13 protein-coding genes are annotated in these 25,917 nt (G+C 49.3%); 8 read left to right on the top strand and 5 right to left on the bottom strand.

Annotation, left to right across the window (positions count from 1 at the left end; genetic code table 11):
• The first annotated feature begins 42 nt into the window (after nucleotides 1–42).
• Complete coding sequence (locus tag RBB63_RS17115) at nucleotides 43–528, top strand: hypothetical protein (RefSeq protein WP_309386206.1); 486 nt, start codon at nucleotides 43–45, stop codon at nucleotides 526–528.
• An 88-nt stretch (nucleotides 529–616) separates the two neighbouring features.
• Here RBB63_RS17115 and RBB63_RS17110 read toward each other — a convergent pair whose 3' ends face one another.
• Nucleotides 617–1,489 carry an ArdC family protein gene (locus RBB63_RS17110; RefSeq protein ID WP_309386205.1) on the bottom strand — a complete coding sequence of 291 codons (873 nt, stop codon included), beginning with the start codon at nucleotides 1,487–1,489 and terminating at the stop codon, nucleotides 617–619.
• Between the two features lie 841 nt (nucleotides 1,490–2,330).
• Between RBB63_RS17110 and RBB63_RS17105 the strand changes: the two genes are divergently transcribed.
• From RBB63_RS17105 to RBB63_RS17080, 6 genes are all read left to right on the top strand, one after another.
• Nucleotides 2,331–2,891: a hypothetical protein gene (locus RBB63_RS17105; protein ID WP_309386204.1), complete on the top strand. Its 561-nt coding sequence runs from the start codon at nucleotides 2,331–2,333 to the stop codon at nucleotides 2,889–2,891.
• A 22-nt stretch (nucleotides 2,892–2,913) separates the two neighbouring features.
• Nucleotides 2,914–3,588: a hypothetical protein gene (locus RBB63_RS17100; RefSeq protein WP_309386203.1), complete on the top strand. Its 675-nt coding sequence runs from the start codon at nucleotides 2,914–2,916 to the stop codon at nucleotides 3,586–3,588.
• A gap of 54 nt (nucleotides 3,589–3,642) precedes the next feature.
• Nucleotides 3,643–5,310 (top strand): thrombospondin type 3 repeat-containing protein, encoded by a 1,668-nt coding sequence (locus RBB63_RS17095; protein WP_309386202.1) that lies wholly within the window; start codon nucleotides 3,643–3,645, stop codon nucleotides 5,308–5,310.
• A gap of 89 nt (nucleotides 5,311–5,399) precedes the next feature.
• Nucleotides 5,400–17,714 (top strand): DUF6531 domain-containing protein, encoded by a 12,315-nt coding sequence (locus RBB63_RS17090; protein ID WP_309386201.1) that lies wholly within the window; start codon nucleotides 5,400–5,402, stop codon nucleotides 17,712–17,714.
• A 1-nt stretch (nucleotide 17,715) separates the two neighbouring features.
• The gene (locus RBB63_RS17085; RefSeq protein WP_309386200.1) at nucleotides 17,716–18,051 is read left to right on the top strand and encodes a hypothetical protein; all 336 of its coding nucleotides are present in this window, start codon (nucleotides 17,716–17,718) and stop codon (nucleotides 18,049–18,051) included.
• Nucleotides 18,052–18,075: 24 nt separating this feature from the next.
• Nucleotides 18,076–18,420 (top strand): hypothetical protein, encoded by a 345-nt coding sequence (locus RBB63_RS17080; RefSeq protein WP_309386199.1) that lies wholly within the window; start codon nucleotides 18,076–18,078, stop codon nucleotides 18,418–18,420.
• A gap of 302 nt (nucleotides 18,421–18,722) precedes the next feature.
• Here RBB63_RS17080 and RBB63_RS17075 read toward each other — a convergent pair whose 3' ends face one another.
• Nucleotides 18,723–18,998 (bottom strand): transposase domain-containing protein, encoded by a 276-nt coding sequence (locus RBB63_RS17075; protein WP_309386198.1) that lies wholly within the window; start codon nucleotides 18,996–18,998, stop codon nucleotides 18,723–18,725.
• Here RBB63_RS17075 and RBB63_RS23605 point away from each other — a divergent pair.
• On the top strand, nucleotides 18,964–19,155 hold the full coding sequence (locus RBB63_RS23605) for a transposase domain-containing protein (protein WP_343219134.1): 192 nt from the start codon (nucleotides 18,964–18,966) through the stop codon (nucleotides 19,153–19,155). The genes RBB63_RS17075 and RBB63_RS23605 overlap by 35 nt on opposite strands.
• A 1,180-nt stretch (nucleotides 19,156–20,335) precedes the next feature.
• Here RBB63_RS23605 and RBB63_RS17070 read toward each other — a convergent pair.
• The 3 genes from RBB63_RS17070 to RBB63_RS17060 all read right to left on the bottom strand — a co-directional run bounded on the left by RBB63_RS17070 (nucleotide 20,336) and on the right by RBB63_RS17060 (nucleotide 25,876).
• Nucleotides 20,336–21,748 (bottom strand): PEP-CTERM sorting domain-containing protein, encoded by a 1,413-nt coding sequence (locus tag RBB63_RS17070; protein ID WP_309386197.1) that lies wholly within the window; start codon nucleotides 21,746–21,748, stop codon nucleotides 20,336–20,338.
• A 233-nt stretch (nucleotides 21,749–21,981) separates the two neighbouring features.
• Entirely contained in the window at nucleotides 21,982–23,991 is a 2,010-nt protein-coding gene (locus tag RBB63_RS17065; RefSeq protein ID WP_309386196.1) for a family 16 glycosylhydrolase, read from the bottom strand.
• Between the two features lie 97 nt (nucleotides 23,992–24,088).
• Complete coding sequence (locus RBB63_RS17060) at nucleotides 24,089–25,876, bottom strand: GH1 family beta-glucosidase (RefSeq protein ID WP_309386195.1); 1,788 nt, start codon at nucleotides 25,874–25,876, stop codon at nucleotides 24,089–24,091.
• Nucleotides 25,877–25,917 lie beyond the last annotated feature (41 nt).

Genomic DNA, 25,917 nt, shown 5'->3' with positions numbered 1-25,917 from the left:
TACTCCTTGGGTTCACGATAGCAAAAATTGGTTAACAATTCGTTGAGAACATCGTTCATCGGAATGCTGTTTGGTGGGCATGAGCAATCTCCTTTGGCTGGTATTGTTGAGCCGATTCCCGGCTCGTGCGATTCCTCTCGCCATATCTCAGCGCCCGCAGTCAATCGAAGCGCGGAGGCTCCGCTAGTAGGTGGAAACCGCGCTGGCAGGTTGACCAGCAGCGGATATGGCCTCATCGCGCTTGAGTCGGGATTCGGATCAATTTATTTAGCCGAAAATTGCATTCAGACCGAAAAGCCACTGGCTCGATACGTATTTCCTAGTGAACCCAAAATTATTATGCAAAATTCCAAGAATCAATCGACCAAGAATATTCGCGTCGCCTCAATTGGCTCCAGGCTGGACCGATTCCGTGTGCAGAATCGCAGCAAGATTTTTAGCGGCCTGCCGGCCAATCGAATATATCGTGACTTGTCACAGGGCATGAGTCCAGCAGATGCCGTATTCAACGTCCTCCGGGATATCTAATGATTGGCGAAGTGCCCATTAGAATGATCGACAATGAAAGCCCCGGCTTCAGGCCGGGGCTCTCTTTCTCCTGTAAGGTTTAGATCAACTATGCCGCTTTACTCTCAGTCTCCACATTTCCCAGAATCAGATTGGCGGCTTTTTGTGCAGCGCTGGCGGCGATGACAACCAGCTTGCTGTCGCCCTTCAGCGTCTTAATCCACCCGCTCAGGTAAGTGGCCTGGTTATCGATCACGCTGTTGTCGATACCGCATTCGGCGCAAAGGAATGCTGAGGTCATCTCGGCAATTAATTCTTCACGAGAATAGTGATTATCGCCGAAACGTTTGCCGAACTTTCGGGCCAGTCGGTGCTTGGCTCCGGTTGAATGGCCCAGCTCATGGAAGAGCGTCGAATAGTATTCCTGCGGCGAGATGAAGCTGCTTCGGTTGGGCATTTCCACGACATCAATCAACGGGTTATAGCAAGCTCGACCACGGTCTTCCCGGATTTCAGGTCGATCCTCCCATTGGGTGACAATCTGATCCGCAGCCAAAATGGGCTGGAACTCCGTCTGGTTGGGAGGCTCCGGCGTCGGAAAGTCAATGCCTTCGATTTGCGCGGCGTTAAATACTGTGAAATGTTTTAGAAATGGAATTTCCTTGGTGCGGTTCTTTTCGCTTTTGGCGTGTTCGTCCTCGACGCGAATCGTTCCCCAATAAACGACAGGAAAACCCTTGCTGCCTTTAATGATTTGGCCGCCCTTGTCCCTGACCTGCTTGAAAGTCATGAAAAGGGGAGCCTGAAAGCCCATCGCGTTTAACAGGAATAGGTTAACGCCCGAATACTCATGTCCCGATGAGAAGTTCTGAGGGCGAATGTTCAATGTCTGCCACGGCCTACGCCATGGACAAACGCCCTGTTCAAGTAGATCGATGATGCGCTCAGTTACGCGGTCATAAGCGGATTTGGATTGTTTCATGGTTATGCTCCTTTGGTTACGGCTCCCGTTGTTGGTTCGCCTGTTTTTCCCTGCCAAGCGGCGAGCGCACGCGAAAGCGTTCCCGGAGCGATGGCCTTTGGGCCGCAGTCCAGGTGGAGGTTTTTGCGCTTTAAGCGCGGAAGCGAGGTGCGGAGCCGACTAAGCTGCACAAGCGGGCGCCCAAACACGACCTTGACGGCTAGAAGCGCAGGGATGGCACGATTCTTTCCCGCTTGGCCGGGAAAGCAGGCGACCGAAGGTAGTTTAGATCATGCAAGAGTATTAATCGGAGCCTGCAATACGGAGCATGTTTTGTGATTGGTTTTGAGAGTTTGCCTAAGGCAATCGCTGCATAGTTTCGGCTGGCGGGGGAGGACGCTTGAGCTTGAGCCACTATTTCTTTTTTACATCAAACCCGCGTTACTGCGGGGCAGGGTGGGTGCAACTGCGTCTGTTATGGCGATGAGTTGCTCGGGAAGGCGCCTACTTGGCAAAGTCGGTTCCCTGGAATGGTTTTGCTGAAGTTAGTTTGCTTAAAGACGGGAATTTATAAAATGTCACAAAAACGTCACAATTATTTTCTTGTCGTTGGTTATAAATAAACTGGTTATTATCCTTGACCGCTTCAGTTTGGTCTGTATTGGTCAATGTTAATCACGGAATAGTTATGAAAGGTATAGCTAGGTATTTTTGCGTATTGTTCGCTAGTAAGTTTCCGGTACGGTGTTTTGGCTCGATGCATTTAAGTCTGTCTAACCTCGTAACACGATGCTCAACTTTCCTATTGGGGGCTTTGCTGGGTATTTGTATAGAGGCTCAGGCAGTTTCTTCAGTAGAGCCCATGACGGATGAAGTTGAGTCTACTACCTCGGAGCAAGCCATGGTATTAGCGGATTCGCGTATCGTCAAAAAGAATTACAATGAACAGATGGTAGGCGAGTTAAATCGCATATTCGCCCTTGAGCTATCCCCTGAGGAGCATATCCGCCAAATAGACACTGCTGTAGAGGCGCAGAAAGAACTTTTCCTGAAAATCGTTTCTCATTCACAGACCGATAAGGTGGACCTGCTTGCTATTTCTGATCGACGGCTCGCCGGGCTAGCGGAGATGAGCCAAGATGAGCGGGAACTTGAAGGCCTTTTTCGCGCTTATGCCGACATTATTGATAGTTCACAGACGCCGCAGGAGCAGATTAAACGAGTGGACCTATTTATCGCACAAAACCGTAACAAATTTGGCGGGCCTGATCCCAATCGCAGTGATTCACCTAAAGCAATGATTATTCGATCAGAGTTTACTCTTTTTCAACTTCAACGCGCCGCCATCTACAATCAGCACCTTTCACCGCAAGAGCATATTCGTCAATTAGATGCTCTCCTCAATGAGCAAGCGAATCGGTAGTGAATTTTAACTAAAATCTATAATGAATACCTGTAAATTAAACACTTCACTTGCGCTAGCTACTTTTATTTTGGTGTCTACTACAGAGGGTGTAGTTGTCGACACATCGTTAAACATAGGAAGCAATAACACGGTGGATAGTGCTTACAATGGTGCCATTGGAAATAATAACACTATGGATGGCTCAAATCAAAACGTCTTCGTTGTTGGAAAAGCTAACGATATCGGAGAAGAGAATGAGACAGTGTTTGTTTTTGGTGAACTAAATAGTACCGGTAATGAAGACGATGTCCTGGCTGCGATTGGATACGCTAACACCGTATCCTATACGAACAACATTGCACTTGGTATGCACAATACAGTTTACGGCTATGCTAATCAGGCAATTGGATATAATAACTATGTAGTCAACTCGGCATGGCTGACGCAGACCATTGGTCGTGGTTTAATCAACGATCAGGACTATCAAATAGTTATAGGAGCTTACAACGATACAACCACTGTATCAGGTGAACCAGCTCGAGTGCTCGTTGTTGGAAACGGTAATGGGGTTGCGAGCGATCCCGAGGAACGCAGCAATGCCCTTATCGTTTATGAGACAGGGGATGTAAGCGTTAAAAAAGCGATCTACGCATCTACTTTCATCGCCGATGAGCATTCGGGAGATATCCAAATGGGGCCATTCACAGCAGAGTAAAGACGCAAAATCTCTGTATTCACTGACCTGGATTTAGCTTGTTTATATGATTATATGAATTTGAACCCAAAAGTAACAGGATGGTGGGAATTATGCCTACTTAGTATGGCATGCTCCTCTTTGCACGCTAATGTGCCCACTAATTGGCCAACCTATTACCCCGAATGGTGGTATGATGCTGATTCCGCAGATAGTTTGGTCGATGTCACGAAACTAGGCTCAGGCGGTCAACCAGGGGAGGAGGGCAACTACTCACCACTTTTATTGGGGCAATTGAAATTTTTTGCCAGCAAAGCGCGAGATGAATTGGATGCTCTCTATATCGATGTAGGCGGTGCTGGAGATGATATTAATAATCTTGTTGATAGTTTTGTCACGGTGACTCCTGAAAATTTATCTGCAGTAAATTTAGGGCAGTTAAAGAATGTAAGTCATTTGTATTACCGAAGACTTGCAGCACTGGGATTTAGCGAGACAACCGCTAATGGAGGTTGGCCTGCTGGTATGCATTTAGATGAAACGGATATGTCGCAAGGAATTGTTGACAATTCCCCGCATTATCCGTGGCTAGACGACTCCACGGTAACGAATGCAGACCTTGCCTTAGTGGGACAGACAAAATACTTGTTTAGTTGGGATTTGTCGTCTTTTAGTGCGGGGAGTGTCGACGCCGAAATCATTGACTGGGACTTACAAATATTCGGAGACGGTATCGCGGATGATTGGGAATACCAATACTTCGGATCAAACGCCGTAATCAGTGATTCGCACCTCTACCTCGACTATGATGGAGATGGTCTAAGTAACGAAGCAGAATCTGCATTAGGAACAAATCCGCTCGCTTGGGATTCTGATAGTGACGGGATTATTGATGGAGCGATTTTATTTGTATCGAGCTTATTTGGCCTCGTCGGTGATCCTGTTGACGCCTGGGAAGATCAATCTGGTTTTGAGAACGACTTACTCCCAGAGCAAGCAGATGAACGCCCTGCGATTTCAGCTAATGGTCCGGGTGGTGTAGATTTGGTGAATTTTGACGGTGTCAATGACATGCTGAAGACGACTGGTATCGACGGTGCGCAAGGCGACTTTACACTAATTGTGGCTTTTTGCCCTACTTCGTTGCCATCGGGGCAGTCTGGCATGGCATTGCTGGGAGCCGATTCAGCTCAGCTTCAATTTTCTTTAGAAGCATACGGCAGCGCAACTGTCGGAGGTCGTGCTGTATCCAGCGGCAATTTGTATTTTGAAGGAAGCAGTGCAAACTTTCTCTTCCCCTACGATGGTCAAAATGGGCAGTTGCCTTCAGACCTGTTTGAAAGTGACCTGTGGCACGTTTTCATCATCGCCTACGATGCTCAGGGTGAGGGTGGATACATTTACAAGAACGGCGTACTGGTCGGTCAAATGGCTGATGTTGGGGCCGCAAATTTCGGCAGTGGTTTGAAGTTTGGCGATTCAGCTTCCACTCCGCTTGGCGCCAAATTTCTGGAAATTCTCTATTTTGACCGGGAGCTAACGCATGACCAAATCATCGCTTTAACGCAAAGCTATGAAGCTCGGTATGGTATTCTGAGCGATCGTGATTCCGATGGGATTTTGGATGATTGGGAATTAGAAGAATCGGGGAGCTTATTAACGACAGATGACCCGAATGACTTATCGCTGAGTGATGACATAACCCTCGCGATCATATCACCAATCGCAAACGAGATGCTTTAGGAGAAGCGACGCGCACTTCATATGAGCCACTTCATATGAATCCGCTGATCATCAGCGCTCAACTCACTTTCTTAATGTTTTAAATTACAATGAGATTAAAAACTCTTATAATCCTATTCATTTGGGCTTCAGTATTGAGCGCAATTGCGGATATTTCGATCAATGACTTCCAAGTGCAATTGGCTAGTCCACCCAATCTGATAGATGAGCAGCGCTCCGATTTTGAAATCAACAATTTAGTTTGGGCGACGCAAAATAGCTGTACGCAAAATATTTCTTCAGTTGTAGCATATAGAGCAGATCACGCTCTAAAGGTTGAATATACGGGCGTAACATCAGGCGCTTGCTCGCTTTTGTCAGATGAGCTCATTCCAACGGATGGGAAGTCATATATATTAGAAGCTATGGTGTATATCCCATCAGGTCAGACTGGCGACTCTGCATACATTTCAAACTGGGGCGATTTTTACATTCAGCCGTTTGATAGCGGTTTGTATGATGCGCCAGGTGTTTCCAATAACGATTTGGTTGCATTCGATGAATGGTTTCTGATCAAGACTTCTGGCATTATCACAACTGACCTGTCTTCGGATGGGCGTGTCCAGATATTGCTGGATGATGCGCCAGTGGGAGGCTTTTTTTACGTAGACTCAGTTAAGCTGTACAGTCGTGAAATTGATGATTTAACCATGATTCAAGCAGGTTCACCCCTGCTCATATCTGCTGATGTCACTAGCTCAAGTTCGATGAGTAGGGTCGAGTTTTTTCAGCGAGACATTCCAATCGGTTATGGTGAGCTGGATGCAAACGGCGACTGGGTGTGTGAGGCGACAGCACTGGCTCCCGTCAGGTTTCAACCTGATTTGGGCGCGGGAGCTATTATAGGAGGATCCGTATTGAATGGAGACTTCGAAATCGCGACTGACGTGAATACTTATGGCTATGACATTAATTGGATTAAGTGGCTTGAAAGTTATGCGCCTAGTGGGTGGATCATTCGATCATTTCCTGGCAACGATTTACCGCCTGGCAGCACGGGGTCCCAGTGTATATCCATCGAAAACAACGCTCCGGCGAAATGGCCTAGCGCTTCTGATAAGGAAGGCAACGTGAGCAGCACTATTCGATTTTGGTTTTTGAATTGGATCGTCAAAAGAAACATTCTCATCCCCAAAACGCACTACGTAATCAAATTTAAGGCTAAAAAGTTATCAGGAAATGGCCATTTAGAAGTTGGCAGTGGCTATTACAGTTGGGTGTATGCGTACGATGAAGACAATGTTGGATTTCATCGCGATGTTGAAGTTTATCGCGACGGCGTTTTTCAAACTAGCGGGATGATCGAAAATGATAATGTGTGGAGTGAATACGAGGTGCGTGGGTATGCATCCACATATCGGAATAAAGGCGTTAGGGATTTAGTTTTTGGTGTCGATCAGAGAGACAGTGAGTGGTTGGTGGATGATGTAGAACTGAAGTTTGATATTGGGGGTGTGAGCACGGGCTTAAATGACTTCACCGCTCTGGTCATAAATACTGACGGCGATGCCACTGAGATCGCCCCATTCAGTATTCAATCTTCAGGTTTTTTCTGTTCAGTTAATTTTCAAACGCGCGATACCTACAGCTCAGCTGGCATGCCGGTAGATTACGAGGCTGACGTCGGGTTGGCGTTCGGTCTGAGAGGCTCCGGCATCCATTACGGCTGGAGGCGTCAGAATGATGAAGTGCTAGATTTTTCGGCCGGCGCCTCAAGTAACGTCACTCTGAATGAAACTGGACTATTACTGCGCGATGAGGCTGGCTATGAAAATATTTGGGAAATAGAAGTTCCCCCAGGTCGGTATTCTGTAACGATACCTTACAGTACTGATTTCCTGGATGACCACAACTTTGGCGAGCTGTCGATTGAAGGTCAGTCATACGGCTATGACCAATTCGATGACACAGATGGCTTGGTGGCGATTGTAGATGTCGTTGATGGTAAGTTGACACTTGCTCCTGGTGAAACAGGGATGCCTGCGGTGTGGTCATTGTCAGTCTGCCAGTTGTTCGAATCCCAAGATTCATTGCACTACATCAGAGGCAGCGGCTTTCTCCAAAGCAAAAATTCATTTATTGTCCCACTCGATGGTCAAACGGGCATTGCTCCAATCGTTGAAGAGGAGACTTCGAATTCAGGATACTTTCATTACAGTGCAGTTACTAGAGATCATGATATACCCAGTGATGGCCCCATTGCTTTTTTTGGTCAATTATTTGGCGCTTCACCGCTTTATACCGAAAACTATTATTCTTTCGGTCTGCATACTGGGGAGATACGTAATGTCGTCGAGACCACATCTACTAATACCTATGGAGAAAAGGCTATATGGCGTCCAGCAAACTCGCTAAACATTAATAACTGTTTGGCGTTTATCCCTCAAGGTGCGGAGCCGCTCAGCGTTACGGTGTTGAATCGGACGCGGTACAATTGGGAGTATTTTATAAAATATAGAGTTCCGACTGTTGAATACTACATTTCAGATTTCGGTTTCAAAATTACAGTAATCGACCGTGAAACCCAGGAGATTGCTGGTAATATTCTTGTCGATGAGTTCCTTTCTGGACCTGAATACGAATTTGATTCAGAAGGCAATAATCACAAGTTCTGGGTTGATTGGAGAGATGCGCTAATTTCAGGTAATTCTATTGAGGTCAATGTTCCTGATTGGGATCTTTATACTAGAATTAAGGTGATGCCACCTCACGAATGGGGTGGGTCAAACAAGAACATTTCTGGTGGTGGCACTGGCACCCAGAATGACACAGAATTTACCCAATTTCTTGTTTTAGACCACAAGGCAACCAGTGATCGTTATCTCTATATCGTTTCAGCGAGAGGATGGTTTCAAGAGTGGGATACTCATGAATGGTATTCGGCAATGGTCTACCGTGACGAGAACGGCGTGGAAGAAGCTGTTCACAATCCTTTGTATGCCTTTTCTTTTTCAGATAGACCGCACTGGTATGGAGTTGGAGTTAAGCCGGTATTTAGCCAGGTGCCAATGCCTCCGCACTACCAAGGATTGAGCCAAGATGAGCTTAACTCATTTGTCGGCTTTCAGTTCGATTCCGATGGTGAGTATATGCTTCAGTATCAAAATGCTAGTTCTGTGAGTTTGGATACGCAGAATGATATTGATAATCTGAAATCATATTTACATGACTTGGATGGAGCTTCCAACGCAAAGCTGGCGTCATCTCTATTTGAAAGTCCAGAATTACGCCGTCATCCAGTTCTAGATCAGTTTATTGAGGATAATGAATGTGATCCACTGGTCTTAGCTAATTTTGTTCAGAACAATATCGGCTTGAGCGATTATTTAAGTTGGGGAGATCAAGTTGAGGATGATTTTAACCGGGCTAGTGTGTCTATCGGTGGCTTAAGGCAGAATGCAGTCACAACCTATTTGTACGGAAGTGGCTCACCAGTCGATCAATGCGCTTTAATGGTCTACATATTGCGCTACTGTGGGATACCGTGTGGTTATGTTTTTCCAGAAAAAGATTCCCTCTTCTTATCAGTCGATCAATTTAGCAATTTGGTTGTCACCCAATTGGAGAACACTGCGAGGACGACTTCGATGATTCCGATTAATTACCCTTGGGTCGTCGCATACATCGAGTCTGAAGGGAGATTAGTTCACCTGTTCCCGTGGCTCAAGGATATAGAAGTAATTGAGGGCTACGACCTATACGATAAGATGCCTGATGAATATTCTAACGCCTCGGAATGGCTCTATGATTTTGTTCATTCAGCACCTGGTGAAAATGGGAACCTTGGCGTCATGCAATCAGAAGATGGTTCCTATAACAAATCTTTGGGCCTGGGTTACGACCAGCCACTTGTATTATGGCCAAAGTTTTTGGAGCAAAAGCTAGCTGAAGAGGATAGTAGCATATCCTTAGATGACATTGGGAATATTGTTAGAAATCGATCTCATTTCTACGAGGATTGGAGCGCATTTCCGCAACCACTATCCATTGAAAAAATCAGCACACTTTATGAAAGCCTTAAGGAGTTGGGATATGAGGCTTTTGATACCATTAACATTCAGTTTAGGGATCAAGAAGATGTTGAGGACACAAACGATGCCCAGCATGTCTATCTTGAGGTAGGAGAATTGCCGATTTGCGACTTACTGAATCGAACCATCTACTTTGAATATGTTGGAGATGAATTGACCTGTATATTGGGTGATTTTCTACCGTTCTACGAATCTGGAGACGCACCTGATCTATCCTACTATGCTGGGCACTATAGTAACTATACCGGCTTTAGCACCCCTGAATCATTACCAGTGGCGAAAACAAAACCATCTACGGATAGAGAATGGTCTTGGGACGACGGAAGCGAGTTTGATGCCGCTGACGTCTTTGATAGCTGGTCAAAGCGGCATCTCGCAACCGTTACTGTCGAAGACGATTCGACCATTTACCTCAGTGTTATTGAAAGACGAGATCAACGGAATGCTAGTGCGCTACGATTGAATAATTATACTGACGCGTTTTATGATCAAAACTTTTGGAACTCATTTCTCTTTAGCCAGAGCACTAGCGCGGAATTGCAAGATCGAGGTAGGCTGTTTCGTAACGGCTGGGGCTACACACCGGGCTATTATAGCTTGGTATTTAGGAACGGCTTGGTTGGTAGGGAGATGGTTGATTCAAGATTCAAGGAATTTGATCGCTTTCAAGCTAGCAGCAGTTTGGATTACGATACGGCCCCTAAGGACGTCTCATATGGTATGAAACTGCATTTGCAGGGACTTAGATATTTCCAGTACGAGTCAGAATTTGACATTTTAAACCGCATATATCACAAAGTAAATTTAATCTCATTTACAGGACAGGCGACTTTTGGACTGAAGCTAAATAGTGAATCGGATCCAGTTTGGCCTGAAGTTAATATATTTAGTTATGGATTAGGAGTTTCTTCCAATGGTACTTCACGTCCGGACCTGCTGACGACTAGGACGCATGCAATGCGTGACTTCTTCATTATGAATGCTGCACAGGGCTCTGCGGCAGAACACTATATCTTGAGGGAGTTTTGGAATACTGAGTATTCGTACTCAACAATGAGGTTGCTACAACTTGCTGAGCAATATAAACGAGCCGGGAACGGATCAGGTATCCAAATATTGGATGCTGATAACTGGGGGAGCATTGGAAGTCAGTATAATTTAGACACTTCACCACTGTGGCCGCATGTTTCTGCGATCTTTGCTAGTGACCCATGGTCAGATTATGCTGTGACCTATTCAACTCCAGGGAATATAAACGCGGGAAATGGTATTTATGCCTCTGGTTTAGCTCCGATTTCATATAGTGGGGCTTTTGGTGGTTATATTACGAGCCCTGTTAACGTCGATATAGCAAAAGGCGGTTTGACTCCTGAGCAATTGGAGTATCTCGAAGTGGTAGATGGGGTAACCGTTAATTCAGACGGTCAGCTTGTTCCAATCAATGCTCAAGGAGAGCAAACAATTGCATACTTTGCTGCTCAAGCGGATCAGGGTGGCGACTTCAATTCAGCTCAAATACCTCCTTCTGATGTTGAGGTTGCTGATAACGTGATGAATTCCACACAAGCTACTGCGGGAGCACAATCACCTGATGCTGACTCAGATGTTGAACAGCTTGCCTTGGAGAATCGAGATACTGGTCTTAGCACTCCAGTGACAAACCCCCAGGACAATAATAACTCCTCGGTTAGCGATCCGGTTGATGTGGTGTCCGGCGAGTTTTTTGAGGATGCCGTCGATCTAACTTTGAGTGGCCCGTTTCCTATCCAGCTTCGCCGCAATTATTCTAGCCAAAACCCTTTACCAGGAGTTTTCGGATATGGCTGGAACTCAAATTTCAATTTCGACCTTACATTTACCGATAAGGATACGGATGATGATCAAGAGTATGTGTACGCAGGTGAAATGAACGGAACGGTTGTCGTTTACGAAAAAGACGACACCGATGGGAAATGGTATGTTTCGACCGAGAAAAACCCAGGCTTTTCAAACGATAGTAGCAGGGGGATGGGAGCAAACGCGAATTACTATGCTCAGTATATTGAGAAGTCGCAGACTACGCTAAATCGGGACATTGATGGTGATGGAGTCGACGAATCTGTCTTTGTCTACACATTGTATGGGCGCGGAGGTTCAGTCCGGGAATTTTATGTGCGATCCTTTCCCATCGTAGGCAGCCAAACAACGATTAATCGCGAAAGGCCATACCTTGGATTGTGGAAAGACAATCGAGGAAATACCCTGTCTTTTTATTATGAAGAAGATGACACTCGATCTGGCTACGGTCGAATTAAGAAGATTCTGGGTTCGAACGGCAATTGGTTGGGGTTGCGTTATGACCGTTATCTTCGTATCTCGGAAGCCTTCACTAGTGATTCTAGACGCGTAACATATGAGTATGATGGTTACGGAGACCTGGTAAAAGTAACTCTGCCGGATCACTCTGAAATCGAATATGAATATGGGCGTGAAGACTGGGTATGGAAAACCATCACTCTTCCAGTAGGTGAGTATTATCAGGGTGATATGGATCGTGTTGTTTTTGTCTGTGATTACGATACGACTCCGAATCCGGACTATGCGGACGGTTCGTTTCGAAATGTCACCATTTACGAAAGCGACACAGGTATCGAGAATGGTGTGACGTTAAGCTTTGACGTAACTTTAGTTGAAAGTTACGGTGTGGACACTAGTGGAACTGATGTCTACACTCAAACTCTTGAGGCTAGGGATGCGGATGGCAATGTTGTTACTACGGACGGAGTTGAACTCTATATACAGGGAAATTCGTGGAAATCTGTAGCTCTGCCAAGTAGTTATACAGTAACTGAGAATACATTACTTCGATTCGAATTCACTAACTCAATCGAGGCAGAGTTTCACGCTATTGGTCTTGATGACGATGCGAATGCTCTTGATGATGGCTTACAGCGATTTATCTGGTTTCATGGGACACAAGGCACTGGAATTGGTACGATTGATGATTACTACGGAGTTTATAGACCGGGAGGCTACTACTCCGACCACTTGATTGATCGTATTCTCAAGCCCGAGGGACGCACCTTGGTCAATACCTACGATGATGAACGTCGCGTGGTGAGTCAGGAGTCAACAGTTGGCGAAAATGGGGAATTGCTGCGCATTGCCACTTACGCTTACGATCACACCACAGCTAGCCCCAACCCCATTACCGGATCAACAAAAGTTTATGACGTCTTTAATGATCCGGCTGCAAATCCTGGCGCAAACTACACTCTCTACGAGTACACAGATGGCCTGATCACGAAGATTGAAGATACCTTGGGGCAAGAAATCCTTACGGATTGGTTTATGCCAGGGGAGGAGGCAAAGACTGGCTATTTCCCGAGAAGCATTGAGCAAAGAACGAATAAACGAGGTGTGGTGACGAACTACCAGTATGATTCACGGGGCAACCCAGTTCAGGTTCAGCAGATAGGCGAATTTACTGGAGATGGCGTTCTTGACCAGAGGACTAGCCAGACCGTCTACAACGATCAAGATTTGCCGGTAGTCCAGACCGGTCCTCTTGAGACGCCAGAGGAAGATCGTTTGTCAACTGTCTACGGCTATCACAGCGGCGCTGATCAAGAATACTTACCTTGGTTCACCCTCTATTTTAAAGGTGGGAACATCGACGGTGAAGCAATCGCCAACGGCTTGTTGCTATCCCTGGATTCTTATCAATACGAGAGTGTCACGGATGGTGATCGCTTTGCCAACGGTTTGTTGGAGCGCGTTGTCAGCGGGGCGGACATCTACTTGGCCAATGGCAGCGTGATTGAATATGAAAATAACGCCTGGGGCTTTCCGGTGTCATCCATCGCCTATGCGAATCCGACGACCAGTGGAGGCGCAGTGTCGGCGGATCAAGACAACGACATCGTCACCACCTTTGAGGTGAATCGTCGTGGTGAAGTAGTTAAAGTTATCGATCAATCAGGCAACGAAACCCGTTTCACCTATGATGACATGGGGCGGCAATTGACTGAAGATCATTTCTTTGCTTCTGATCCTGTGAAGTCAGTTGCAAGTTCGCGGACTTATTACAATCAGAACGGTGAAGTCAGTTGGGTCGACGGTCCCCGAAAGGAAGTTCAGGACTACGTTCAGAACATCTATGATCATGCTGGTAGGCTCAGTTCACAAATTACCTGGCTAAGTGAAGCGTCGCCTGACGGTTCAGGTGTGGAAACGGCGCCTTATTCTGAATACTACCTCGGCCAGGCCATCACTCAGTATCGTTACGATGGGTTTGGCAATCTGCTCCAAACCAAGGACCCCAATGGGAACTATTCACTCATGGAGTACGACTCAATTGGTCAGGTGACGCGTATTGAGCATTACGATGGCGGCACCGAGCAGCTAATGCATTTTGACGAATTCGAATACGAGCCTGGCGGTGAAGTCACCCGAACCTTTAGTCAGGGTGGACTCGTGGCGGAAGCTTCCTACAATGATGATGGTGCGCTAATTTGGGCCAAATCTCCTGCTGGCTCAGTCATGAAGAAGGAATATTACTTGGATGGTCGTCTAAGAAAAGAAATCCTACCGAACAAGGCCTACTGGCTGACGTATTACAATCAGGGTGCAACTGGGCTTGAAACCCAGAAAGAATTCTTTGACCCCAGCGGAAAGAGTCTCGGCGTTGTCGTCGTTGAGGCCAATAGCCGAGGAAACGCAATCAGCCAAACCGACTTGGAGGGCTACGTCAGCACCAGCACTTACGATGCATTGGGGCGCGTGTTGTCTGCCTCGGGTCCCCCAGCGGAAGGATCGGATTACCCAGCGCAGAGCACAACCTACGACTATGGAAATTACGGCCTGACCGTGACTGCGACCAATGCGCTTGGGGAAAGCGTTCGCAGCTACTCAGACTCTTTGGGACGGACGCTCAAAACTGAGTCGCTCGATGTCAGCGAGAACGTGATTAACCAGGTCGAGTACCGCTACGATCCCAACCACCAGTGGGTTGAAACCATATCCGGGTTGAATGAATCCGACGCGGATGTCCAAACGCGTCAGCGCGTGTTTACTGACACGCGCGGACAGGTCGTGCTGAGCTGGATGATCGAGGATGACTTGGAAGACCCAGTTGCCTACGAATACGCGATCAACACCTATGACAAGAACGGCAACTTAATCACCGCCCAAGACCCATTGCGCCAGAATACCAATTTTGAGTATGATGGCTTGGGCCGTCTGGTTAAATCCATCCTCCCCGATGACGCGATGACTGAGTTGCGCTACAATGACTTGGGCCTTGTCTCGCAGCGGATCATGCCAGGCGGTTTGACCTGGAATGCCGCTTACGACCATTTTGGACGCTTAATTGAAGAGAAGCTGACTAACCAGGGTGAGACTTCCCGTCACTTCACCTACGACTTTTATGCATCCCAGGCGGCTTGGACGGCGGGTATGCCCAAGACGGTCAACGATGTCCTGCGACAGCAAACGACCCAAATGGCTTCCTACGACGCCTTTGGCCGTCCTTTGCAGATGGACATGAATGGCGCGACTGGCATCGAAGGGCTAAGTAAGCTATACCGCTATGACCTGCGTGGCAACCTGATCGAGTGTTCGACGGATTATGAAAATGCGAATCTTGAAGACACGGTCATCGAGCGCGCATACGATGGCTATAGCCGCCTGAAGCATGAAGAAACCTTCGTCATGAGTCAGTCCACGGGTAAAATTGAACTGGCCTACGACGCAGCGGGCCGACGGCTCGGCCTCGATCACAGTGGAAGCTCAATCGTCGATTACGGGTACCACGCCGATGGCCGTCTGGCGACCGTTACGGAAAAGATCGCCGCGAACAATGTCTTCAGCTTCGAGTATGGCGCCAATGGCTTGCTGCTGAGTCGCACGAATCCTTGGACCACCGTCGAAGTCCTCAAGCGCGATCTGCGGGGCAGGGTTTTAGATACGTCGGTGCAGGCGTTAGGCGTGCCCGGCATAACGGACGTCCTTAACGAGTCTTTAACCTGGCGGGAGGACAGCAAGCTGGAGCAGTATGCCGCCGAGCGGTATGGTAATTTTGCCGGGGGCGGCGCGATTTGGAGCGAAACCGGCGACGACGCCCGCCGCTACGTCTACAACGTCCGCGGCCAGTTAACCTCCGAGACGTATTCCACGACCGTGGGTCAGCTCGAAACGCTCCATTACGGCTTTGATGCGGATAAAATGGGCGTGCTGATCGCTGTCGAGGCTTCGGATGACAGCTCGGTGACGGATCGCTGGGCGATTCCTAATGGGCAGCTCGACCCCTTCTTCCGCATGGAGCAGGAGTCTCTGGATGGGCTCGCGGTGGACATCGCCGGCGTGGCGCAGGGGGCGGCCAATCTGTCCTTATCTCTGGAGACGCTCAGTGGCGCCGGCGGATCAGTCACGAGCACACAAACGATCAATCAGGTGAAGTTCGACTCCAGCGACCCAACCGGGGCCTGGAGCGCCTCGCTGGACTTGCCGTCGGGCGACTACCGTCTACAAGCGAGTGCGGGCCACCCGGCCAGCGACTATGCACAGACAGCTTCGCAGGACTTTAGTATCGGCGCCAGCTCGCCCTACGCCTCGGATAGCTTCATCGAGTCGACCTACGATGATGCGGGCTTCACTACGCAGCGAAGCTGGCTCAGCGGCGGTTCGGTCGTGCTGACGCAGACATTTACCTGGGACGTGCGCGGGAACTTGCTCAAGGTGGCGACGCGGGATGTCAATGGTGATGGCGAAGACTTTGTGGCAGTCTTCGATGGCGCGGGCCGCCGAGTGAAGACTCAGCAGATACCGGTGGTCGCCAATGTTGCGCAATCTAGCGGCGTCTTCCAACTGGAATCCCTGTATGACCCAACGGTCCAGTTCCTGGAAATCGGCGTATCAATCAATGACGCGCCGATGATTTGGAAGATCTACGGCCCTGATCTCAATGGCGGCTACGGCGGCTTGCAGGGCATCGGCGGGTTGGAAGCGATCATTGATTCGCAGACCGATGACATAACCGTGCCGGTGGGGGATTTCTTCGGCCATGTCGTGGCCTGGATCGAGGTCGAGTCCGGCGACGATACACTACAGTGGAACGATGCGCTGCTCGCGGGCTATGGTCCGCGTCCGGGCATGACCTGGAAGGTCCTAGGCGATACGAATGATGCCGCCACCACGACGAACCTTGTCGAGGCACACCTCTGGCGGGGCTATCGTCTGGACCCAACTGGGTATGTCCACATGGGGGCGCGCCCCTATGATCCGCAGAGCGGACGCTTCCTCTCGCCCGACCCACTGGGGCATGAAGCAAGCATGGATCTATATAATTATGCCAACGGTGATCCCATTAATCTTGTTGATCCGACTGGACGCGGGGCCAATCGCACAAAGCCTGATGCAAATTCTCCGGGTGATCCGACTCAGCAAAGCTTCTCACTTATTGACCAGCTTCTATACGGCTCGCCAGAGGCTAAAGCAGATTGGCAAGCTGCTGAAGAGCTAAATGCCAATAGCAACTTCACGATACAACAGGCTTACGCACTAACGTCAGGTTTTTCGGCGGGTGACAGCTCGGGCCTCACTGTAGGTGATGTGTTAGAACACTATGGATTTAGTTCTGATTCCAGTTATGCCGAAGTTACTGAAATTATTGGCGGTCTTCCAAGGCAATCAGTAAATGTAATTCTCAACTCTTTGGGGGTTCAGCCGACCAGAGCTGGCGATCCCATGCAGGGTGGCATCATTGAAGGAGGTTTTACTCAGGAATTGGCTGACTTCAGAAACAATTTCCAGGCATCCAATGCGGTATTCAAAGCACTTGCGCCAGATAATGAACAATGGCTTCAAGTCACCTACGCAGCCTACACTTGGCTTGGTGACTTCGCCTTCGATATAGGCACTGGATTTGGATTGACGTCATTTGCAAAAGCCGCAGCGACATCGATGCTTCGCGGTGCAACGTATGCCGATGATGCTGGTAGGGCAATCGTCCAAATCGATCCAGGCAAATACGATTATATGTTTGGAAATGTAACCTCAGGGGCGCATAATACAGCTCGATCAATTGAAAATATGCAGCAGCTCAATCGCATAGGAATTTTTGATAATGAAGCAGGGCGTTCTCTAATTAAGGGGCATTTTTTTGGTGCTGCTAACGATCCGTATAGGATTACAAGTGAGTTCTCTAAGGTTCTTCCGAATGGAGAAAGAGCATTTTTTCAAACGAGAAGTTCTTTCCTTCAAGGGCCAAATGGGGCTTTGCAACTGGATTCAACTTGGCAGATTATGAACGATGGTGTTCTTCGTTTTAATACGTTTATTCCAATAGGACGATAGTATGCAGAAAGAAAATTCTACGTATCCTTCTTTAGAGCGACTCGCTGATTTTTTTGGTAATCAAGTTAGGCAGGATGATTTTACATACACCTTTCTTGCGATCAGGCAACAGCGGAGGGTAGAGTTCTCATTCGATGTTGTCGCAGAGTCAGCTCAAATCATTCTCTTCGACCATGAAAAGGAATTGTTCTGTATTAGCCAGGAAGGTCTATGTTCGGTGTGGATTGATAATAATATACTTTACTGTGACTTTGATTTGGGAAAATATAAGGCTAAGGCAGAATTACGCCTCAATCCGTGTTTGCTGGTAACATATTCGGGTTTGAAAATCGGATAGTTTTTAACATTACTAATTTTTGGAATGGATTTTTTTGAGACCAGTTACATTCAGGGCAATGATGAATACTTTTCTGCGACATTGATTGTAATCATCGATGAGGAAAGTGATCTTTCCGATCAATTCGACCAAGCAGCAATGGCTCTTAAGCGCTGGAGCAACAGAAGGGGTATGTATGCTCGTAAATTGTGTTTTGAAATCAAAGGCGTGGACAACAATCTTGAAATAGCAAACGCTCATTTTGATAGAATGTTGGCGAAAAATCCCAATTTAGGGAAATGTTTTCACTTTCTGGAGCAAGCTCATGTTGATTTTTGGGGAGTGGATCAGCAGTGCATGGCGAGACGTGAACTCAACAAACTAGCATAGCTTTAGACCTCTTAATTGAGCTAATTTTTTATGGGATAATTTTCGCCCGAAATAATTCCCCAAAGTAGCAAACTCACTCGAACACCCACTCCTGCTGTCCGTCGTCATTGGTCCGAAAGTCCACGTCACGCTCAGCGGATGGGCTGGATGGCTTTTCTTCTCGCCCCCTAGATGGTAAACGTCCGACGCTCGGCCCTATTGACGCGGAGTGTCGTTGGGCAGGTCTGACGATATTTGGCAATGACGTGACTTCACATGGACCAATGACGTGACGTCATTTACCAAAGATTGATGCCGTGAGGTCACGTGGTTGGTAACGACCATTTGGATGGTGCCAGTGCGCTGATGTCGTCCTGGTTGGTCATCTTGGGCAAGCGGGTCAGGACATCCCGGAGGTAATCGAAGGGGTTGACGCGATGGCGCTGACAGGAGACCACGATGGAGTAAATGACTGCGGAGCGTTGTCCGGCGTCGGGATGTCCAATGAACAGGAAGTTCTTCGCGTTATGAAAAGCTTTCCATAACAAAAAAAACTGGCTCTTCATCGGCTCCGAAGCATCCGGCAAAACCAGCGCCATCCTCTACACTATCGTCGAGTCCGCCAAACGACAAGGACTCGAACCATACGCCTACCTTCGCTATCTCTTGGAGACCTTGCCCAAAGCTACGAATCACCAAATCCCAGCCATGACGCCCGCCTCATACGCAAAGCGTCATAGCGTGATCGCCGCGTGATGCAAACTATCGTAGTTATCGTAGCTACGATAGGTGCATGTGCTCCGAAACTCAGCACTGTCAAGAGCAACCCAATGGTGCTTGGCATGACGCTTATATTGAATCTGATGACCAAGTCCTCTGGTCGGGAAAGCTATGGGCTTGGGGCATACATACACATCATCATCACCACTAACATGCCATGTAGTGTTTGTGGATGAAGGCGCTTCGGTTAGATGATTGCCGCCGCTACAATTACTTTGGGGTCGAATAGAACCCAGCATGTACGATTTGGATCGAGGATATTTTCTTTAGTAGCGCTTGAGTTGCTGGCAGACTAGCTGGACGATGTAATCTCGATTCGAAATCTGCTTATGCGGCTTGTGGGTGACTCCCTTGAACTCTACACAGGTTAGGGATTATCATGCGAATCAATGATTGCTAAAATCGCCAGCTTCAAAGGCTTTGGGAGCGTTCGCCATAGTTCGACAACTCGCTGTAGAATGGGACATTTTGAGCCAGAATCTTGTGGGTGTATTTGTGTGTTTTGGGGTGAGCCTGATTTGTAAGATGTTTGTTGATCAATGCTTTGCGAATTTGAATGTGTAGGTTCGAGTCCCCGGGGGGGTACCATCTAAGATGGTGTGTCACCACTGGTCAGAACGTTGCAAGTCGCCTAGAAATCAACGGTTTATGTAGCTTGTCGGTGTGACTAATATGGGGTCACGTTTATTTAGATCGTTGTTAGGTCTTTGGGGAGAATCGGTGGGCTCAGTCCCATTCAATCGCGGTCAACAGGTACCCGATCAAACAGAGGCAGTGATTGATGCCGGTGTCATCTGAGTGCTCAGCCACTGCTGTAGCCTACCTATTTCAAGGTCTCTCGCTGTGTCGCGTTGTTTGTAGGAAGGCCGTCAGGCATGGAAGGTCTTCTTTTTGGGGCAGCCTATCGTTTGGAGATGAGTCTTGTTGGGCGCTTGAAATAATAGGCTAGGCGCGGGAATCCTATTGAAGATGTGCTACGCTGTAATTTTATGCGTGCACAAGCAGAGCCAGACTTCGAGATCTCCATTATGGAGATCTCGAAGTCTGGCACTCTACTGGCGTAATCCGAGGCTCTTGGTCAGGCAGTTACCGTTGATTGACCTTTGCAGACGCAGTTATGTGTGCTTAAGCAGGCTGTTAGAGCTTTCGTGATTTACTATCTGCGCTTTCTGCGGATCAATGCGCCGAATGCACCAAACGCTAAGATCAATGCGTAGGTGGACGGCTCTGGAATGATGCTGTTGGTAGCGGCATAATCACCGGCTTGACTAATGGTAAAGCTGAGGTATTCGCCATCATAAATGACGTTCTCGACTGCGGCGATCGACCAGGATTGTTGATCATCCTCTCGGAAGTAAATGCTGTATTCTTCTACCGATGCGCCCACCAAAAGAGACAGATAGATGTAGTCCGGTGACTCTGATAAAGTGGAGGATACGGTGTAAGCGCTGAGGACCGTTTCGCCATTGATTTCACTCACGCTCAAGCTGGTGGCAGAGAAATCTCCGCTACCGACATCGTCACGGAACGCGGCTACAAAATTACCGCCATCATAGCTCAGACGCTGGCCGCTCAAGTCTCCGCTGACTACACCGGTAGAGGCGCTGGCGGCGTTGACGACAAATTCGTTGCTAATATTCCAGTCTCCGCCCCAAGTGATGTATCCGCCATCGGTTCCAGTGAAGGAACTCGCGGTGATCGGCGTATAGGTTCCGCCGGAGAGGGTGGGTGACGCAAAGAGGCTGACCGTATCGTTGTTTTGGAACTGCCCGGCGGCATTCACCATGCTGTTGTTGGTAACGTGGATATTTACCCTGCCGGATTCGGCGGCTCCATTACGGTTTACGATGATGTTCTTGCTCGCAGTGGTTGAGTAGCTGCCGCCGTTTGCAACCGTAAGCGAGCCGGAGCCGGCAAAGCCAATGTTGGAAATGGTATCCGTTGATACGCTGGAACCGCTGCCGGTGACGAATAAGGAACCGACACCGCCTGAGCTGCGGCCCAGAGAGATTCCGCCTGCAGTGACGTTTGCGCCGTCGCTCACGACAACGGCGCCGTCACCGGAATTACCCAGAAAGATGGAGCCGGAATTCCAGTAGGAGCCTGTACCTGTAATGGTGGCCCGACCGATCGAGCCAGCGGTGTTGCCAATGTTACTGGTGCCTTCCGTGGTCAAACCGCCGCCGTTGGAAATGAGCAGCGTGCCATTGCCATCCTGCCCGACGTTGAGAAATTCCCCGGTAGCGAGGTTCCATGCGGAGCCGGAGCCAGTGATCGTGACACTGCCAGTAACCCCGCTGGTATTGGCGATGAAGCCGCGGGCGGAGGTCAGGGTGCTGCCACCGTCGATGAGTAACGAGCCGTCACCGGAGCTGTTGCCGACTTGAACTTGTGTGCCAGCATCGCCACCGGTGGACCAGAATGCGTCGCTGGATTCGGGAGTCGTGAATCCGCTAGGGGTGACCGATGCACTCACGGTTGCGATGGAAAAGGATGATAAAATGGCCGCGGCAAGGGATACGTTAATCGACGTAAATGAAGTAAACGGGGTGTGAGTCGAGTGATTCATGGGTAATCGTTTTTTATTTATAGGGTTAGTTGAATGCGTCATTCGCACTTTCAAATGGTATAGGTGATTGACTCTAGCATAAACAGCAGTGGTTGAACAGTATGCTTTCCGACTGAAGTTGTACGCATTTCCGATGTTTTGGTCAGCGTATAGGGTATATTTAGTCGGATATCGTTACATGGGATGAGTAATTAGAGGACTCTCTGTATGCCCTTACCCATTTCAGGAGCCAATCAGGCGTCTTTTGCTGCTTGGTCGATGTGTGCTTGCCGATCAGCGGGAAGCGGGGCCTGTGTTGGAGGATTGTCGATGTATTCCTTCTTTTGCCAAACGCGAACGGAATCAATGTCGTAGGTTTGGTGAATGTTTTCCATGTCGATGTCTTCCGTGGCCCACCCGCCAAGTTGCAGGCTGATTTTCATGTATGCCGGGACCGAACCAATGTTCTCGTTTGTCCATTCGGCTTTTTTAATGCCATCGATGAACCAGGTGAGCTTACCGGGTTCCCAAAGCATGCCGAAGTAATGCCAGCCATCCGGGGTCGGTCCAAAGAATACTTTGTTGTTGCCCCAGCTTTTGTGCTCATCCTGATAGCCGTCCCAGTGAACGGCCACGTTGTTGCGCCCGGGGCCCCATTCACAGAGGTGCTCTAGGATATCGAATTCCATGCCGCCCCATTTGGTGCTGTTGCGAATCCAGATGGATCTCTGATCCGATGGGCCATCGACGTAGCGATCCGGCATCAGCCAAAATGCCGGCCAGAAACCCCGGGTGGTGGGTAGCTTAACGCGTGCTTCGAAGTAGCCATATTGCTGGGCCCATTTGCCGAATGATTCAATCTGCCCGGACGTATATTCGCGGCCGTCGACAGGCTTTTTCTCGGCCCTGAGTTTGAGCACGCCGTCTTCCACGTAACTGTTCTCTTCCTGATAGATGAAAAATTTGCTGAAGTGGCTATCGCACTTGAGCCACTTGGTTTCATCCAGAGTATCGCCGTCGAAATCATCCTCAAAAGTAAGGACCCAATCGCCGTCGACCGGTGGACGCTGGCCCACCCAATCGGCCGGAGTCACGGGGGTGGAAATGTCCTTTATCGAGCTAAAGCTGTCGTTGGCATCGGTGCCTTGAATCTCTTGAGGGGAGCCAAATGCCTTCAAGTTTTTTGCGATAACGGTCACGGGTGTCTTCGGCTTCATCGTGAAGAGCTGAATCTTGCTTACTCGGCTTGAGTCGAGGGGGTAGCCCGGGTTGTTGCCGTCCTTGCCGAAGACGACCTGCAGGGTCTTGGTTTCTCCCGGCTTGATGCGCGTGTAGCTGGAGTTCCAGGGGCGATCCTTCCAAGAGCCTTCGTTATCCACGCGCATGCCGACGCCAATGCGCTCGGCGCCGGGGTTGGTGACTTGCACTTGGACCCCGGCGTAGTCCGATAGATTCCAGCCACCATCGGGAATCGGAAAATGCAGGGCGGGGTAGGAGTCGTCGGTGCTGAAGACAATTTCCAGTGCCGGCTCGCCATCATGCTCGATAAGCGAAAGATCGGAATGGAATTTCTCGTAGCCGCTGAAGTCGGTCGATTGGTCCAGGTGGATCAGCTCGCCCTGAATCCGTGGGCGATTCATGTTGGGCTGTTGGTTGTTTGCTGACTTCTCTGGTTGCGACTCGGATGCCGAGGAAGCGAAGCCCCTTAGGTCAGAAATTTGAATGGTGACCGGCGCTTTCGGTTTCATGGTGAACAGCTGTATTTGCGTGATCCTGGATGGATCGAGCGGGTAACCGGGTTTATCTTTTTCCAGACCAAAAGTGACCTTGAGGGTCTTGGTTTGGCCGGGCTTGATCCGGATGTAGTTGCTGCTCCAAGGGGAGTCCTTCCAGGCGCCTTCGTTGTCCACGCGCATGCCGATACCGACGGGCTTGGAGCCGGGGTTGGTGATGTCTACTTCCACACCGTTATACTGTGACAGATCCCAGCCGGTGGACGGAACGGGAAAGTAAAACGCGGGGTAAGCGATCTCAGTTCCAAATGTGAGTTCCAGCGTGTAGTCGCCGTTGTTGTCTTTAAGAGTTGCTGCGGTGTGCGTCGTCTTGAGTTTACTCACATCGGTTGAGGCATCGACGGCGAACAGGTCGTTTGGTTCGTCGGCATTGCCTGCGGCCTTCATTGGGAGCGCCATGGTGCAGGCGAGAATGCAGGAAGCCATTAGCGTGAGTGCGCTTTTGCGGTATCGGTCTTTTTTCGATTTCATTAGGTGTATTGGAATCCAGGGGGATTGTCGTCTGATATAAAAAGCGATGGTCTCAGGGGCTAATGGCTTGCGCGATATGCTGTGGCAGTCTTGTGGGCTAGCGGGGCGTGTCGTTGCCCAAGGGGGTGCTGGTGGAGGCCCCGCCGGATTCCCGATACTGCTTGCGGTATTGGCCAGGCGTCATGCCGGTGAGTTCGCGAAAAACTTTGCTGTAGCGAATGCGATCAGAGAAGCCGGAGCGTTCCGCGACGTCATCAATGATGATGTTGGTAGTCCGCAGAAGATTGCGCGAAAACTCCACCCGTGTGTGGCGTATGTAGTCCTTGAGGCTGACTTCATAGCACTGCTTGAAGCGGCGGCTCAGGAAGTCCGGATGGCACCGGAGCTTATTGGCCAGGGTTTTGATGTTAAACGGCTCCGAGATGTTGCGCTCGATGTAGTTTACCGCCTCCTTGACGATGTAGGGCACGTTGTCCTCGCTGTCCTTGGCATACATGCGGAGGCTTTCGCCGTTGGACTCGACGATGCCTTTGTAAAAGAAAGCGGAGTCCTTGAGCGTGCGCTTCTGCGTATCGTAGTCGATGTGGACCAAGCCAAAGCGTTGGCGAAAGCCTTCTTGCCACTCGAAATTATCGCAATACGACCAGTGAAAGTAGCCGCGAATATCAATGCCCTCACTGATGGCCCGTCGCAAAGAAAGCAGGTGCTTGATCAGGTAATTTATACGGTTATGATCGTGCACCGAACCATCGAAGTGAACCTGGTCGATGTCGGTAAAACCGTTCTCGGTGATCACGACGGGTAGTGAATATAAATCAGAGATGTATTTCGGCCCCCAGTAAAGGCACTCGGGGATTTGGGGCCAGCCGTAGAGATTGAGATTTGTGCTGTTGGTGGATTCGACTTTCTCCGGGCCACCCATTGCCGAGGCGCGGACCAGTGTGCCGTGCGAAATATTACAGCCGTAAAAATCGATTGGCTGGCTGATGATGTCGAAATCGCTCGCGGTGGCTTTAGGCGCGGCATCACCAAAAACTTTTAGCCCTTCCTCGGGGTAGTGGCCAAAGACAACGGGGTCGCCCCACCAGCGATTGTTCCAAACGCCGTCGGGGAAAATGCCGTTGAACGCCTGGCGTGCCGCAGTCAAATCTTCCACCGATTGACTGGCAGGGCAGTAGGTGGCGCAAGCGGGTGCCCAGCCAACGACCGGATGCTTGCTCTTGGTATGTTCACGAATCACGGAGACTGCGCGACCATGGGCCAACAGCAGATGGTGCGACGCCAGCAGGATCTCGGTGTTGCCGAGCTTAAGGCCCGGTGCGTGGGCCCCGGTTTTATGCCCGAGCTGGATGAAGCATTGCGGTTCGTTGATGGTTATCCAGTGCTTCACGCGGTCCGAGTAGCGATCAACCAGAACCTTCGTGTAGTTCGCGAACCAGTCGGACGATTTGCGGTTTAGCCAGCCGCCGCGTAAGAACAAATCGTATGGCAGATCCCAATGGAAAATGGTCGGCCATGGCTCGATGCCATTGGCGAGTAGCTCGTTGATTAACTGGTCATAAAACGCGATGCCTTTTTCGTTGGTCTTACCAGTGCCGTTGGGCAGGATGCGTGGCCAACTGAATGAGAAGCGGTACGCCTTGATGCCGATTTGGGCCATGAGGGCGACGTCTTCCTTGAAGCGGTGGTAGTGATCGCTGGCCACCTTGCCATCACTGTCTCGCCAAATGCGGCCCTTTTGCCTGGTAAACATATCCCAGACAGATAGGCCTTTGCCGTCTTCGTTCCAGGCGCCTTCGATCTGATAGGCAGCAGTGCTGGTCCCCCAGGTAAAGCCGTCCGGGAATCGATCCGATTTTTCGCTTCTGTGAATGTCATTGAACATGGCGCTATGCTGGTCGAATCGCCCTCCGGTAGCAACGAAAC

The sequence above is a fragment of the Cerasicoccus frondis genome (genome assembly GCA_031296915.1).
In the GTDB taxonomy this organism is placed as follows: Bacteria; Verrucomicrobiota; Verrucomicrobiia; order Opitutales; family Cerasicoccaceae; genus Cerasicoccus; species Cerasicoccus frondis.
Note: the sequence above shows the minus strand (reverse complement) of the source record. Positions and strands in the feature narration are given on the sequence as shown.

Bases quoted from the DNA above. Each gene is read 5' to 3' on its own strand.
- RBB63_RS17080 (WP_309386199.1), top strand. From the start codon at position 18,076: ATGGATTTTTTTGAGACCAGTTACATTCAGGGCAATGATGAATACTTT.
- RBB63_RS17105 (WP_309386204.1), top strand. From the start codon at position 2,331: ATGACGGATGAAGTTGAGTCTACTACCTCGGAGCAAGCCATGGTATTA.
- RBB63_RS17090 (WP_309386201.1), top strand. From the start codon at position 5,400: ATGAGATTAAAAACTCTTATAATCCTATTCATTTGGGCTTCAGTATTG.
- RBB63_RS17085 (WP_309386200.1), top strand. From the start codon at position 17,716: ATGCAGAAAGAAAATTCTACGTATCCTTCTTTAGAGCGACTCGCTGAT.
- RBB63_RS17065 (WP_309386196.1), bottom strand. From the start codon at position 23,991: ATGAAATCGAAAAAAGACCGATACCGCAAAAGCGCACTCACGCTAATG.
- RBB63_RS17060 (WP_309386195.1), bottom strand. From the start codon at position 25,876: ATGTTCAATGACATTCACAGAAGCGAAAAATCGGATCGATTCCCGGAC.
- RBB63_RS17075 (WP_309386198.1), bottom strand. From the start codon at position 18,998: ATGGCGCTGGTTTTGCCGGATGCTTCGGAGCCGATGAAGAGCCAGTTT.
- RBB63_RS17095 (WP_309386202.1), top strand. From the start codon at position 3,643: ATGAATTTGAACCCAAAAGTAACAGGATGGTGGGAATTATGCCTACTT.
- RBB63_RS17100 (WP_309386203.1), top strand. From the start codon at position 2,914: ATGAATACCTGTAAATTAAACACTTCACTTGCGCTAGCTACTTTTATT.
- RBB63_RS17070 (WP_309386197.1), bottom strand. From the start codon at position 21,748: ATGAATCACTCGACTCACACCCCGTTTACTTCATTTACGTCGATTAAC.
- RBB63_RS17110 (WP_309386205.1), bottom strand. From the start codon at position 1,489: ATGAAACAATCCAAATCCGCTTATGACCGCGTAACTGAGCGCATCATC.